The organism is Deinococcus phoenicis (genome assembly GCF_000599865.1).
Taxonomy (GTDB): Bacteria; Deinococcota; Deinococci; order Deinococcales; family Deinococcaceae; genus Deinococcus; species Deinococcus phoenicis.
The window spans coordinates 82,486-94,591 of the sequence record NZ_JHAC01000012.1 but is presented as its reverse complement, the minus strand read 5'-3'; the positions used below and the strand labels follow the sequence as shown (position 1 = coordinate 94,591).

The 12,106-nt window shown below is 69.8% G+C and carries 14 protein-coding genes; 7 read left to right on the top strand and 7 right to left on the bottom strand.

The window, feature by feature from the left end; translation table 11 throughout:
• Positions 1–204: 204 nt before the first annotated feature.
• Positions 205–672, bottom strand: coding sequence for an S-ribosylhomocysteine lyase (locus DEIPH_RS04665; RefSeq protein ID WP_034354601.1), 468 nt, complete (start codon positions 670–672; stop codon positions 205–207).
• Between the two features lie 100 nt (positions 673–772).
• Here DEIPH_RS04665 and lspA point away from each other — a divergent pair, with 100 nt between their 5' ends.
• Positions 773–1,294: a signal peptidase II gene (gene lspA, locus DEIPH_RS04660; RefSeq protein ID WP_034354598.1), complete on the top strand. Its 522-nt coding sequence runs from the start codon at positions 773–775 to the stop codon at positions 1,292–1,294.
• 98 nt (positions 1,295–1,392) lie between these two features.
• Here lspA and rpmB read toward each other — a convergent pair whose 3' ends face one another.
• Together rpmB and DEIPH_RS04650 are read right to left on the bottom strand one after the other, a co-directional pair.
• Positions 1,393–1,608 carry a 50S ribosomal protein L28 gene (rpmB, locus tag DEIPH_RS04655; RefSeq protein ID WP_034354595.1) on the bottom strand — a complete coding sequence of 72 codons (216 nt, stop codon included), beginning with the start codon at positions 1,606–1,608 and terminating at the stop codon, positions 1,393–1,395.
• A gap of 183 nt (positions 1,609–1,791) precedes the next feature.
• Entirely contained in the window at positions 1,792–2,061 is a 270-nt protein-coding gene (locus DEIPH_RS04650; protein ID WP_034354592.1) for a GlsB/YeaQ/YmgE family stress response membrane protein, read from the bottom strand.
• Between the two features lie 329 nt (positions 2,062–2,390).
• Here DEIPH_RS04650 and thrC point away from each other — a divergent pair, with 329 nt between their 5' ends.
• On the top strand, positions 2,391–3,428 hold the full coding sequence (thrC, locus tag DEIPH_RS04645) for a threonine synthase (RefSeq protein WP_034354588.1): 1,038 nt from the start codon (positions 2,391–2,393) through the stop codon (positions 3,426–3,428).
• A 175-nt stretch (positions 3,429–3,603) separates the two neighbouring features.
• Positions 3,604–4,512, top strand: a complete 909-nt coding sequence (gene thrB, locus DEIPH_RS04640; RefSeq protein WP_034354585.1) for a homoserine kinase — start codon at positions 3,604–3,606, stop codon at positions 4,510–4,512.
• 15 nt (positions 4,513–4,527) lie between these two features.
• Here thrB and DEIPH_RS04635 read toward each other — a convergent pair whose 3' ends face one another.
• Positions 4,528–5,190: a hypothetical protein gene (locus DEIPH_RS04635; RefSeq protein ID WP_235183175.1), complete on the bottom strand. Its 663-nt coding sequence runs from the start codon at positions 5,188–5,190 to the stop codon at positions 4,528–4,530.
• Between the two features lie 30 nt (positions 5,191–5,220).
• Here DEIPH_RS04635 and DEIPH_RS04630 point away from each other — a divergent pair, with 30 nt between their 5' ends.
• Positions 5,221–6,372, top strand: coding sequence for an alpha/beta hydrolase family protein (locus DEIPH_RS04630; RefSeq protein ID WP_034354582.1), 1,152 nt, complete (start codon positions 5,221–5,223; stop codon positions 6,370–6,372).
• Between the two features lie 13 nt (positions 6,373–6,385).
• Here the strand turns inward: DEIPH_RS04630 and DEIPH_RS04625 are convergent, their stop codons facing one another.
• A complete protein-coding gene (locus DEIPH_RS04625) occupies positions 6,386–8,608 on the bottom strand; it encodes an MMPL family transporter (protein WP_034354578.1) in 2,223 nt (740 codons plus the stop codon).
• 312 nt (positions 8,609–8,920) lie between these two features.
• Between DEIPH_RS04625 and DEIPH_RS20115 the strand changes: the two genes are divergently transcribed.
• Positions 8,921–9,079 (top strand): hypothetical protein, encoded by a 159-nt coding sequence (locus DEIPH_RS20115; RefSeq protein ID WP_161636033.1) that lies wholly within the window; start codon positions 8,921–8,923, stop codon positions 9,077–9,079.
• A 4-nt stretch (positions 9,080–9,083) separates the two neighbouring features.
• Here DEIPH_RS20115 and DEIPH_RS04620 read toward each other — a convergent pair whose 3' ends face one another.
• Both DEIPH_RS04620 and DEIPH_RS04615 read right to left on the bottom strand, forming a co-directional pair.
• Positions 9,084–9,863 (bottom strand): APH(3') family aminoglycoside O-phosphotransferase, encoded by a 780-nt coding sequence (locus DEIPH_RS04620; protein WP_034354575.1) that lies wholly within the window; start codon positions 9,861–9,863, stop codon positions 9,084–9,086.
• A 31-nt stretch (positions 9,864–9,894) separates the two neighbouring features.
• Complete coding sequence (locus DEIPH_RS04615; protein WP_034354573.1) at positions 9,895–10,764, bottom strand: alpha/beta hydrolase; 870 nt, start codon at positions 10,762–10,764, stop codon at positions 9,895–9,897.
• A gap of 43 nt (positions 10,765–10,807) precedes the next feature.
• On the opposite strand from DEIPH_RS04615, the gene DEIPH_RS04610 reads away from it, so the two are divergent.
• Positions 10,808–11,707, top strand: a complete 900-nt coding sequence (locus tag DEIPH_RS04610) for a hypothetical protein (RefSeq protein WP_034354570.1) — start codon at positions 10,808–10,810, stop codon at positions 11,705–11,707.
• Entirely contained in the window at positions 11,704–12,084 is a 381-nt protein-coding gene (locus DEIPH_RS04605) for a hypothetical protein (RefSeq protein WP_034354566.1), read from the top strand. Before DEIPH_RS04610 ends, DEIPH_RS04605 begins: the two co-directional genes overlap by 4 nt.
• The last annotated feature ends 22 nt before the right edge of the window (positions 12,085–12,106 follow it).

The following is a 12,106-nucleotide window of genomic DNA, read 5'->3' as shown; positions in this document are numbered from 1 at the left end:
ACGCTCTTCGTTTGTCATGCTGCTCGCCTCAACCGAGGCTCAGAAAAGATACAGGCACCCGCTCCACCTGTCAACCCCCCATACGCCACGGCACCTTATAGATGGGATGGACTGCCAGAAGACGCCCTCTCAGACGAGCTTTCCAGACGAAACTTCCCCGGCTAGGCAGGTCGGGGAGGTCGGCCGCCGAGGGCCTCTGACGTTTCAGCGTTGCAGCAGAATCGTTTCCTGCACCTTGAGGCCCTGACTCAGAGCGTCACGGGCATGCTGACGGGCCGCGTCAAGGTCATGGTCACGGTAGTTGCCGCACTCCAGTTCGCTGACACCGGGAATGGGCCGGTCGTGGGCCTCGGTATCCCGCAGGGCGGCCTCGAAGGCGCGCAGGACACCCTCTTCATCCGGCGCACCGATGACGGCCATATACATGCCGGTTCGGCAGCCCATCGGGGAAACGTCCACCACGTTCTGAAGATGGTCGCGCAGGTAGCCGGCCAGCAGATGTTCGAGGGTGTGGATGGCCGCCGGATCAATCGCGCCCCGGTTGGGCTGAAGCAGGCGCAGATCGTATTTACTGATCTGGTCGCCGCGCGGGGTGGTCTTGACGCCCGCCAGCCGGATGTAAGGAGCCTGAACCTTGGTGTGGTCGAGATCGAAGGATTCCACGTTCGCCATGCCGTTCATTGTCGGTGGGCTGGGCCTGGACAATGTAACGCGGCGCCCGCCCCCCCTTCCCCACGGCTGCCGGGTCCGCCCGCTCCCTATACTGCGCGGCGTGCCCACCCTGCTCGACCGCCAGCGCTCCTTTCCCGCCTGGGTGCCGCTGCTTATCGCTGCCCTGCTGATCGCCGCCGACCAGGCCCTCAAGGCGTGGGCGCTGGCCCACCTCACCTACGGGGCCGCGCCCATTCCCTTTATTCCGGGGGTGCTGGACTGGGTGCTGACTTTTAACACCGGAGCGGCGTGGAGTCTCTTTTCGGGGTCGGCGGTCCCGCTGGCTGCGGCGCGGTTGCTGGTTGGGCTGGGGATTCTCACGTATGTGGTGGTTCGGCCCCCGGGCCGGTTTCTGTCCGTGGTGCTGAGCATGATCGCGGCGGGGGCCATCGGCAACACCATCGACGGCCTGCGCCTGGGGCGGGTGACCGACATGCTGCATGCGCCGCCGCTGAGTGCCGTCACGCGGGCGCTGAACGCCGGGGACTTCCCGATTTTCAACATCGCCGACGCCTGCGTGGTGGGAGGCACGCTGCTGCTCCTGATCGCCAGCTTCATCGGTGACCGGAAGCCGAAGGTCTGAGCGGCAAGCGGGCACACGGCCACTTGACCCTTCACAGAAAGCGCCCCTCTCCGGTCAGGACAGGGGCGCGCTCGGTTCAGCGAGAGGTGGGGCTGGGGTCAGATGAGGCTCTTGCGGCACTTGGTGCAGACGCGCATCCGCACGGCCACGCCGCCCCGGTTGACGGTGAGGGGCTGGAGGTTGGGCTTCTGGACCCGCTTGGTGATGCCGGTGACCTTGCGGCCGACGCCGCCCGCAGCCCGGGCCTTACCACGGCGAATAACCGAGTTCACCACGATCGGTCCCTTCCCGCATACTTCGCACACTTTCGACATGTTCGTACTCCTTCTTGAGCCTGGCCCGCTGTTGTGCCGGGGGCGGTGGCCTGAAAAAGGCCAGTGCCGCGCCGGGCAGGGTCAGGCAAGCCTTCCAACTGTAGCACACCGCGAGAAGACAGGAGGAGCTGGCGCACAAAAAAACCGGACCCCTCAGGGAGTCCGGCGGCAAGGCGCGGGAGCTTAACGCAGAACGCGCAGCGCCTTGAGAATCGCGATCAGAATAACGCTGCCCACGATGCCCCAGATGATGCTCCAGAAGCTGAAGCCGCTGCCGGCCACCTGGGCACCGCCGATGCCGAGCAGGTTCCCGAAGATCCACTGCGCGAGTAGCGCGCCGACAATACCGATCAAGATGTTCGCGACCGCACCTTGCTGGGCATCGGTCTTCATGATGAGGCTCGCGAGCCAGCCGCACAGGGCACCAACCAGAATCAGGATAATCCAACTCATCTTCTTCCCTCCAGGACGTTGAGATTCGAACGTCGTTCGTTCGTTGTGATCGCACAATGAGACCCGCTGCCCCCCCCTAGTGTGCCTACGCTTACCTTCTCAAGGCTGAGCAAAGGTGGGATGGATGTCCCGCTAATCCCACTTAAGCTCCGGGTACAGAAAGCGGCTGAAACGTCCTCATCTCTGACCGGAAACTGACGTGGGAACGGGGCTGGAGGTGGGCCGGCCCGCCTGTCTTACCTCCCCGGAATCTGGCAGGGGCCTGGGCCGTTAGCATGGGCGGACTGACCGCCCCCGGCCTGAAGAGGGCGGCACGGAGGAGCTGCCCCATGCCCGGACTGATCGAACGCTACCGCGAATACCTGCCTGTGACAGAACAGACGCCCCTGCTCAGCCTGCACGAAGGCAACACGCCCCTGATTCCCGCACCGAAGCTGAGCCGGCACCTGGGCGTGGACCTGTACCTGAAATACGAGGGGCTGAACCCGACCGGCAGTTTCAAGGACCGGGGCATGGTGATGGCGGTCGCCAAGGCGCTGGAGGACGGCGCGGACACGATCATCTGCGCCAGCACCGGGAACACCAGCGCCGCCGCCGCCGCCTACGCCGCCCGCGCGGGGCTGAAGTGCATCGTGCTGATTCCCGACGGGAACATCGCGCTGGGCAAGCTCGCGCAGGCGCTGGCCTACGGCGCACGCATCGTGGCCATCGACGGAAACTTCGACGCCGCCCTGCGGCTGGTGCGGCAGATCAGCGCCGAGCATCCCATCGCGCTGGTGAACTCCGTCAATCCCTACCGCCTGCAAGGCCAGAAGACGGGCGCCTTTGAGATCGTGGACGAACTGGGCCAGGCCCCGGACCTCCTCGCCATTCCGGTCGGCAACGCCGGGAATATCAGCGCGTACTGGATGGGCTTCCGCGAGTATCAGCAGGCCGGAAAAAGCAGCTCGCTGCCCCGGATGTGGGGCTTTCAGGCCGAGGGTGCGGCGCCCTTTGTCCGAAACGCCATTGTGGACGAGCCGCAGACCCTCGCCACGGCCATCCGCATCGGCAACCCGGCGAGTGCCGACCTGGCGCGTGCGGCGGTGCGGGAGAGTGGCGGCCTTTTCGATATGGCCTCCGACGAGGAGATCATGCACGCCTATAACCTCGTGGCGCAGGAGGGCGTGTTCTGCGAACCGGCCAGCGCGACCCCGGTCGCGGGATTGCTGAAGCTGCACGCGGCCGGAAAACTCGCGCCGGGCCAGACCGTCGTGGCGGTGCTGACCGGCAACGGCCTGAAGGACCCCGACGCGGCCCTGCGCGCGGTGGAAGCCCCGCAGGCGGTGGAGGCCAGCATGGAGCGGGTGCTGGAGAGCATCCTTTGAGGAACGGGGCGTGGGGTGTGGGCTTTGGGCTGCGGGGGGTGGCGGCCCGTGACCTGTGGCCTGTGGAGAAGGGGCCACCTTCTGCGGTCTGCCGCCTGCCTTCGGCCCCTGGATCTCTAGACGGGTTGACCCCCAGACACCCCAGACCCGCAGAGCCGCGCAGCGGAGACGGCGCATGACCTTTACTATCCGCGCCCCCGCCTCCAGCGCGAACCTGGGGCCGGGCTTCGACAGCCTGGGGCTGAGTGTGCCGCTCTTTACCACGCTGCGGGTAACAAAGCAGGCGGTGACAGAGGTGGTTCCGCTGGGGCCGGAGCTGGCGGACACACCCGCCGACGAGAGCAACTATGTCTACCGGGCGATGAGGCTGGCGGCGAAGCGGGCCGGGCGGCCCCTCCCACCTGCCCGTGTGGAGATCGAGACGGAGGTGCCGCTGGCGCGTGGCCTGGGCAGCAGCGCCGCTGCGCTGGTCGCGGGCATCGTGGCAGGAAATGAGTTGCTGGGAAGGCCCTTGGACGACGAGACGCTGCTGGACGTGGCGGCCCGCGAGGAAGGCCACCCGGACAACGTGGCCCCGGCGCTGTTCGGGGGCATCGTGGTTGCCACGCTGGACAAGCTGGGCACGCACTATGTCCGGCTGGACCCGCCCGCGCACCTGGGGGTCACGGTGCTGATTCCGGACTTCGAACTCAGCACCAGCAAGGCCCGCGCCGTGCTGCCAAAGGAATACAGCCGCGCCGACGCCGTGCATGCCCTCTCGCACGCCGCGCTGCTGGCCGCCGCGCTGGCACAGGGGCGGCTGGACCTGCTGCGGCACGCCATGCAGGACTATGTCCACCAGATCTGGCGCGCGCCGCTGGTGCCCGGCCTCAGCGACATTCTGGAGGAGGCGCACCGGCACGGGGCACTGGGGGCGGCCCTCAGCGGCGCGGGGCCGACGGTGCTGTGCTTTCACGATGTCCGCGAAAACACCGAGCGGCTGCACCGCTATCTGCACGGCGTGATGAACAAGAACGGGCTGACGGGGCGGGTGCTGGATCTGCCGATAGACACGGCGGGGACGGTGGTGGAACGGGGGCGCTGAAGGCGGAAGGGTCCCTCAGCGGTCCCCCTGGTCGCGGCACAGGAAGGTGCCCAGCAAGTACGTCTCGCCCCCACCGGTCCGGCCCAGATAGGGCGTGATGACCTGGGCCAACTGGCGCTGAAGGGCGCGGGCCTCCTGCGGCGTCAGGGTCAGCAGGTTCCAGCCCGAGAGCAGCACGGGCGAGGAGAGGTCGAGTGGGTCGAAGCGCTCGCCCTGCGCGGAGGCAATCTCGTAGTACGCCTCGCCGGAAGGGGTGAAGCAGGTCAGGGTGCCCCAGCCGGGCGGCCAACCCTCCCGCATGGCCGCCGCGAGGCTGCGCTCGAAGCGGTCGAGGTGAACGCGGCGGTTCTGAAGGCCGATCTGGCCGAGCGGCATCACCTCGAACGGCACGAAGAAGGCGGGGGCCGCCCGGTAGTGCCGGATGGCCCGGCCCGCCCGCGCCTCACGCCGGGTTTCTTGCAGCAGCCCCAGCGCCACGAAGCGGGTGACGAGCTTGTACATCGCCGGAATGCCCAGGCCCAGCCGCGCCGCCGCCTGCGCCACGGTCCGCTCTGCCCCCATGAAAGGGGCCAGCCGCCGCAACTGGTTCCGGTCGGTGACGACCTGCGCCCGCCGGACATCCCCGATCACCACCGGCCCGGCCACGGCGGGCAGGCTGCTTTCCTCCGGGGCTTTCATGGCAAGCAGCCTACCTTCTAGAGTGCGCGCATGAACAGCAAAGCGTTGCTCCTGGCGGGCCTGCTCGCCCTGGGACTGAGTTCCGCCCACGCGGGGGGCGTGGGTCAGGCCACGGCCTCCCAGGCCACCGTGACCCGCAGCCTCACGCTGAATCTGGGCGGCGTTCCCAGCCGCGCCGAGCTGACGCTGCCCGCCGGTCAGGGGAAAGCCCCGCTGGTGCTGCTGATCCAGGGCACCGGGCTGGAGGACCTGAACGGCAGCTACGCCACCTTCGGGGGTGGACGGGTGCCGGGGTCGCTGGGTGAACTGGCCCACGCCCTGACCCGCGCGGGCTTCGCGGTCATGCGCTTCGACAAGCGGCACGCGGCGGCGAGTTTCGACCCGCAGACGGCCCCCGCCGCCTCCGCGGCCTACGGAAAACTGAAGATGACCGACCTGCTGGCCGATGCCCGCACCGCGCTGAACACGGCGAAGGCGCAGCCGGGCGTGGACCCGGGCCGGGTCTTCGTCTACGGGTGGAGTGAGGGCAGCGTCCTGGCGGCCCACCTGGCGCTGGAGACGGGAGCCGGCGGGCTGATCGTGCAGGGGCCGGTGGTGGAGGGCTACGGGGAGACGTTCGCCCACCAGTTCGAGCGGGTGGGCCTGACCTACCTAGCCCCGTATGCGCCCGGGGGCAGCGTGGACCTCCAGGGCGTGCTGGCGGCCCTGACCGGCCCCGGCTCCGGGCTGGCAAAGATGCAGGCGCAACTCCTGCTGTCGCTGGATAGCACACCCCAGGCCCCCAAGCTCAGTACCGTGCTGGATACCGACGGCGACGGGCGCATCAACCTGCGCGGCGAGGCGTTGCCGCTGATTCAGACCTTCTACCGCAGCCTGGACACGCAGCCCGGCTTCTACGGCCCCGGCAGCGCCCTGCCCACCCTGGGCGCGCTGGCCCCGCGCCTGAAGCTCCCGGTACTGATTCTTCAGGGTGCGAATGACGGCAATATCGACCCGGCTTCTGCCCAGAAGCTGGACGCGGCGCTCGGGGCGGGTGGCAACACTGACCATACCCTGCGGCTGTATCCGGGCCTGGGCCACTCGCTCGGCCCCGCGCCCAGCTTCACCCAGGACACCTTCGCGCCGATGGCGCAGGGACCGATGAACGACATGGCAAGCTGGCTGCGGGCACACACCCGGTAGACAGACCTGACCCTCAGTGTTCGACCCGCACCCTGGGCAACAGCCGGTCCAGCCACCCCGGCAACCACCAGTTCCAGCGCCCCGCGAGCTTGAGGAAGGCGGGCACCAGCACCAGCCGGACCAGCGTGGCGTCCAGCGCCACCGCGACCGCCAGCCCCAGCCCGATGCTCTTGTTGGCGACGACGCGCCCGGCGATAAAGGCGCAGAAGACGATGAACATGATCAGCGCCGCCGAGGTGATGATGCGGGCCGTGCGGCCCACCGCCAGGACCACCGCCTCGTCGTTGGGGTGGCCGCGCAGGACTTCTTCCTGCACGCGGGAGAGCAGGAAAATCTCATAGTCCATGCTGAGGCCGAACAGCACCGCGAACAGCAGCAGCGGCAGGCTGGAATCCAGCACGCCCACATCACCTGGAATGCCCAGCGGCCCGGCCAGGAAGCCTTCCTGCACCACCAGCGTGACCACGCCGTAGGCCGCACCGACCGTCAGCGTGTTCATCAGGATGCTTTTGAGGGGCACCAGCAGGCTGCGAAAGGCCACCATCAGGAGCAGGAAGGTCGCGGCGAAGACGGTCAGGACGGCCGCGGGCAGCGCATCCGTGATCGCGTGGCTGAACTCGCGCTCGCCGATGGGAGCACCCCCCAGCAGGAAGCGGAAGCCGCTAGCGGAAAGTGTTTCCCGCAGCCGCGCCTCGAAGGGTTCGATCTGGTCGGCGCGCAGATACCGGTCGGGAATGACGGTCACCCGCAGCCACTCGCGGTCGGCGCTGAAGGAACGGCGGGTGAGCAGGCTGACCGCCCCCAGCGCGTCCGTTCCCCCACTTGCCGCCTCTCCCGCGAGGTCGGCAGGCGTGAGAAAGGGGCTGATGACAGTCTGCACGCCGGGCAGGGCGCGCAGGTCGGCCACCACCTGCCCGAAGCGGGCGCGGTCCGCCGGGCCGTACCTCTGCCCACCGAGGTCCAGAATCACCTCGAACTGGCTGAGCAGGCCGCCTGCGCCGAGGTCGCGCACGTCGGCCAGGGCGTCGCGGCTCTCCACGCCGGGCGTGAGGCCCCAGGCCCCCGCGTAGCCGGTCCGCATGTCGCGGGCGGGCAGGGCCAGCCCCAGCAGAAAGAGGGTGCTGAGGACCACGGCCAGCCAGGGCCGGGCAGTCACGCGGCGGGCGAAGGCGGTCCAGGCCCCCGACGCCGCCCCGCTCTGGCTCCAGCTCAGGCGCAGCCGGCGCGGGCTGTTCACGCGCTCGCCCAGCAGGGCCAGCAGCGCGGGCAGCGCCGTCACACTGGCGAGGACCGTCAGCAGGACGACCAGCACGCCGCCCAGCCCCATCGAGCGCACGAAGGCGATGGGCGGCAGAATCAGCGCGGCCATTGCGATCGCCACGGTCAGGCCGCTGAACAGCACGCTACGGCCGGCGGTCAGGACGGTGCGGGCCGCCGCCGCCCGCGCATCGCCCCCGCGGGTCAGTTCCTCGCGGAAGCGGTTGACCATCAAGAGGGCGTAGTCGATCCCCGCGCCCAGGCCCAGCATCGTAATCACGCTCTGGGCGAAGGTGGACACCTCGGTGAAGTGGGTCAGACTGGACAGCCCCGCCATCGCCACGGTGATGCTCAGCACGCCCACCAGCAGCGGCAACCCGGTGGCGACCAGCGCCCCGAACACGCCCAGCAGCACCAGCGCCGTGAGGGGCAGCGCGGCAAACTCGCTGCGCTTGGTATCCCCCTCCGCGAAGGCGGTGAAGTCGTCGGCAATCGCCTGCCCGCCGGTCACGCGCACGTTCAGCGCCGGGGATTCGGCGGCAGCAGCGTAAGCGCGCACGCGGGCGAGGGCCTGGGTCGCGCCTTCTCTCAGCGGAATCTGGGCCACCGTCAGGGCCATCGCGCCGTCCGGGCTGACGGTCGGCACGGCCCCCTGTGCCCCGGCCCGCAGCACGCGCGTCACCCCCGGCACCCCCTCCAGCCCGGCCACGAAGCGGTCGTAGGCGGCGCGGCCCTGCGGGGTGGTCAGCGGCGGCACCGAGCGGGTGACCAGCAGCGCCGTATTCGTGTCCTTTTCCCCGAAGCGTTCCCGCAGCAGGGCCGTGACGCGGGTGCTCTCGGCGTGTTGCAGCTCGCCGGGGTTGGCGCTGAGGTGGCGGGGGGCCAGCGAGGCCGGGTAGGCACTCAGGGCCGCCAGCAGCGCCCACAGCAGCAGCACCAGCCAGGGGCGACGGGTCACGAGCAGCGACAGGGCACGCACGGGGCAAGTAGAGCATGGCCCCTCGGCCAGTTGGCGGAGCGTGCCTGATACGAATTCCGGTTGAACAGTGACAAAAACTGTTCAACCCGAGCGGAGCGAGCCAGAAGGAAACGGTTGCCGGGAAAGGAGTTATTGAATCGGCGCTTTCCCGATTTGAGAACGGATTGGACGGCAACCGTATGAGCCATATTCGGGATGCGCTGGCCCGCTGGGAGCGCGTACGGTCAGGCTGTCCACTGGCGGTCCGCCGCGCGCCGTTCACGGCCCAACAAGGCCCGGCTTCCCCGGAAGCCCACGAGGAAGGTGAAGTCCATGCGGTACGAGTACGACGCCCGCCACGACGGAGCAGCGTTCCACCTGGAGGACCTGCACACGGAAGGTGCCTGCGAGCGCCTCTGGCGGGCCGGGGCAGGCGGCTTCCATGCGCTGAAGCGCCTGCGGGACTTGCTGGCCCGTCAGCAGCCGGAGTAACGGCTCAGAACAACTCGTCCAGCAGGCGGTAATACGCCAGCTTGCCCTCGTCTACCAGCGCGCGCCCGTAGAGGTCGAGGAAGCGTTCGGCGTGTTCCGGGCCGAAGTCGGCGGTCAGGTCACGGTGCGCCAGCGCGAGGTCGGCGTGGCGGTCGGCCAGCCCCGCGCGGCCCAGGTCCACGAAGCCCTCCACGTACTCGCCGTTCAGGATGACGTTCGGCAGGCAGGGGTCACCGTGCGTGACCACGATGTCCTCCCGCGCGGGCCGGGTGCGGATGAGTTCGTTAAACACATCTGCCGCGCTTCTGCCCTGCCGTTCGGCGTCGAAGTTGGTTTCGTCCACCTGTCCGGCCTGCACCTGTTCGCGGGCCAAGCGCAGGGTGACGGGCAAGGACATGTTGAAGGGGCATTCGCGGGCGGGCAGGGCGTGCAGTTCACGCAGGGCGCGGGCCAGCAGGTCGGTGACGCGCTCGGGGTGCAGCGCGGCATCGGGGTCGCTCATGGGGATGCCGGGCAGGCGGGTCATGGCGAGGTACTCGTGCGTGGGGGTCGTTTCGAAGCCCACCACGGCGGGCACCGGCACGCGGCGCCACAGCCAGCGCAGCCGCTCGCGCTCCTGCTGCAAGGTGCTGACGGGCAGCCCCCCGCGTTCCTGCACCTTCACCACGTACTTCTGGGAGCGCCACACGCCCGCGCCGCTGCACCCCTCCGTCACGGCCTCCCAGCGGGCGGCGGGCAGCACGCGGCGCAGCGGTTCGGGCAGGGTCAGGCGCTCGGCGGTCATGGGGAGCAGGATACGGGAGAACGCGGGCTGCTCAATCCCCGTGCAGGAAGGCGAGAAGGGCCGCCGCGAGTTCGGCGGGGGCTTCCTCGGCCATGTGGTGCCCGGAGTCGATGCCGTGGCCGCGCAGGTTTGCCGCCCAGGGCCGCCAGACCGCGAGGACATCGCCGTACAGGTCTTCCAGGTCGTCCTTCAGGGACCACAGCAGCAGGGTCGGGCAGCGCACCTGCCGCCCGGCCTGCCTGTCGGCCTCGTCGTGTGCGCGGTCGAGGCCCAGGCCCGCGCGGTAGTCCTCCACCATGCCGTGAACCACAGCGGGGTCGTGGATGGCGGCGCGGTAGTCGGCGTAGTTCTCCGCGCCCATCTGCGTGGCCTTGCCGGGCGTGTTCCCATACCAGGCGTCGGGGTCGGCCAGAATCGCCCGCTCGGGTTTCTCGGGCTGGCCGAAAAAGAACCAGTGCCACCACGCCCCGGCAAAACGGGCGTCGCATCTCTGGAGGGCTTCCGCGATGGGCACGGCGTCCAGCACCGCGAGCTTCGTGACGACCCCGGGGTGGTCCAGCGCGGCCCGGAAGGCCGTGTAGGCCCCCCGGTCATGGCCCACGACGGCGAACTGCTCGAAGCCCAGATGCGCCATCAGCTCCACGCAGTCGCGCGCCTTGGCCCGCTTGGAGGACCCGGCGTGATCCGGCGTGTCCTGCGGCTGCGAGGACTGCCCGAAGCCGCGCAGGTCGGGGCAGACGACCGTATGCTGTTCGGCCAGCCGGGGGGCCACCCGGTGCCAGGTCGTGTGCGTGCGCGGGTGCCCGTGCAGCAGCAGGACCGGCGGGCCGGAACCGCCGTGGCGGACACGCAAGGTGGCTTCCGAAAGCTCGACCCTCTCCAGCCTGAAGTCCTGGAACATGGGGAGACTTTATTCTCTCGCGGGTGCCTGTAGACTGCCGGGAATGAAGGTCGGACTGCTGGATACGCTGGGCGCGCGGCACGGGCGGTACTGGGCCGCGTTCCTGAAAGAACTCGGGCTGGAGGTCGCGGTGCCGGCCCTGCCCGCTGCGGAGGCCCTGGCGCTGGGCCGCTCGAGCCTGCCGGACGAGCCGGTGCAGGTGCAGCTCACGCTGGGGCGGGTGCTGGAACTCGGGCGGGTGGACGCGGTGCTGATTCCCCAGACCCCGGCGGTGGCGAGTGACGCCTGGGGCGAGGCCCTGACGGACCTGCTGCCCCGGCGCATCAGCGGCCTGCCGCAACTGATCGCCATTCCCGACGGCGGGGAGGCAATGCCCGCGGCGGCGACGGAGCTGGGCCAGCGCTTCACGCGCAATCCGGCCAGGGTGCGGCTGGCGCTGGAACGCGTCAAGCCGCTGGGGGCGGAGAAGCGCGCGGAGATGCCCCGCCTGAGCCTGGGGTCGCGGGTGACGGTCGCGGTGATCGGCCCACGTTCGCTGCTGGCCGACCCGGACCTGAGTGGCGGGCTGAAGGCGGCCCTGGACGCGCTGGGCCTGCACGGCGTCTATTCGCCGGAGCTGCCCGCCTCGCAGGTGGCGGAGCGGGGCGAGCGCATGGACAACGCGGCCCGCGCCCCCTCGGGCGAGAAGGAACTGTTCGGCGCGCTGAAGCTGCTGGAGGGCAAGAGCGCCGTGCGCGGCGTCCTGCTGGCCTCGCCCGCGCGGGACGGGGCGCACCGGGCCGCGCTGAACCGGCTGGCGGCCATGACCCACAAGCCCGCGCTCATCATCGACGTGGACGCCGGGCAGACCGAATGGCCCGAGCTGGAAACCTTCCGCGACCGGGTGACGCTGGGGGCCACGGCCCGCGCCGCCGCCTCGGACGATCCCGGGGAGGCCTCTTGAACCCCTGGCGCTGGCTGACCACCCCCGACCCGGACCCCGGCTTCACGCCCCGCAAGCTGCTGAAGCTGTTCGTGCGGGTGCTGCTGTTCGCGCTGCTGGCGTCGCTGCTCTCGGCGGCGGTGCGGGCGGCGGGGCTGGGGAAGTATCTGGACACCTGGTGGGGCACGCTGCTGTTCGTGCTGGTGCTGTACGTGCCGCTGGCGCGCTTTCTGACGGTGGACACCTTCGTGCCCCGGCGGCTGGCCCAGCAGCGGGGAAGCGCGGGCCGCACCGGCACCGGCAGGAGCACCCTGACCAGCGCCGAACGCCGCAAGGAGCGCAACCGCTACGCCGGCGTCCGCAAGGGACCGCCGCGCGGCAGTGGTGGCAGGCGCTGAGATTCAGCTCGGGAGGGCCTGG

What these genes read in the sequence shown, in the direction of transcription:
- DEIPH_RS04665 (WP_034354601.1), bottom strand. Translation starts at nt 672, where the DNA reads ATGGCGAACGTGGAATCCTTCGATCTCGACCACACCAAGGTTCAGGCT.
- rpmB (WP_034354595.1), bottom strand. Translation starts at nt 1,608, where the DNA reads ATGTCGAAAGTGTGCGAAGTATGCGGGAAGGGACCGATCGTGGTGAAC.
- DEIPH_RS04650 (WP_034354592.1), bottom strand. Translation starts at nt 2,061, where the DNA reads ATGAGTTGGATTATCCTGATTCTGGTTGGTGCCCTGTGCGGCTGGCTC.
- thrC (WP_034354588.1), top strand. Translation starts at nt 2,391, where the DNA reads ATGCCCGGACTGATCGAACGCTACCGCGAATACCTGCCTGTGACAGAA.
- thrB (WP_034354585.1), top strand. Translation starts at nt 3,604, where the DNA reads ATGACCTTTACTATCCGCGCCCCCGCCTCCAGCGCGAACCTGGGGCCG.
- DEIPH_RS04635 (WP_235183175.1), bottom strand. Translation starts at nt 5,190, where the DNA reads ATGAAAGCCCCGGAGGAAAGCAGCCTGCCCGCCGTGGCCGGGCCGGTG.
- DEIPH_RS04630 (WP_034354582.1), top strand. Translation starts at nt 5,221, where the DNA reads ATGAACAGCAAAGCGTTGCTCCTGGCGGGCCTGCTCGCCCTGGGACTG.
- DEIPH_RS20115 (WP_161636033.1), top strand. Translation starts at nt 8,921, where the DNA reads ATGCGGTACGAGTACGACGCCCGCCACGACGGAGCAGCGTTCCACCTG.
- DEIPH_RS04620 (WP_034354575.1), bottom strand. Translation starts at nt 9,863, where the DNA reads ATGACCGCCGAGCGCCTGACCCTGCCCGAACCGCTGCGCCGCGTGCTG.
- DEIPH_RS04615 (WP_034354573.1), bottom strand. Translation starts at nt 10,764, where the DNA reads ATGTTCCAGGACTTCAGGCTGGAGAGGGTCGAGCTTTCGGAAGCCACC.
- DEIPH_RS04610 (WP_034354570.1), top strand. Translation starts at nt 10,808, where the DNA reads ATGAAGGTCGGACTGCTGGATACGCTGGGCGCGCGGCACGGGCGGTAC.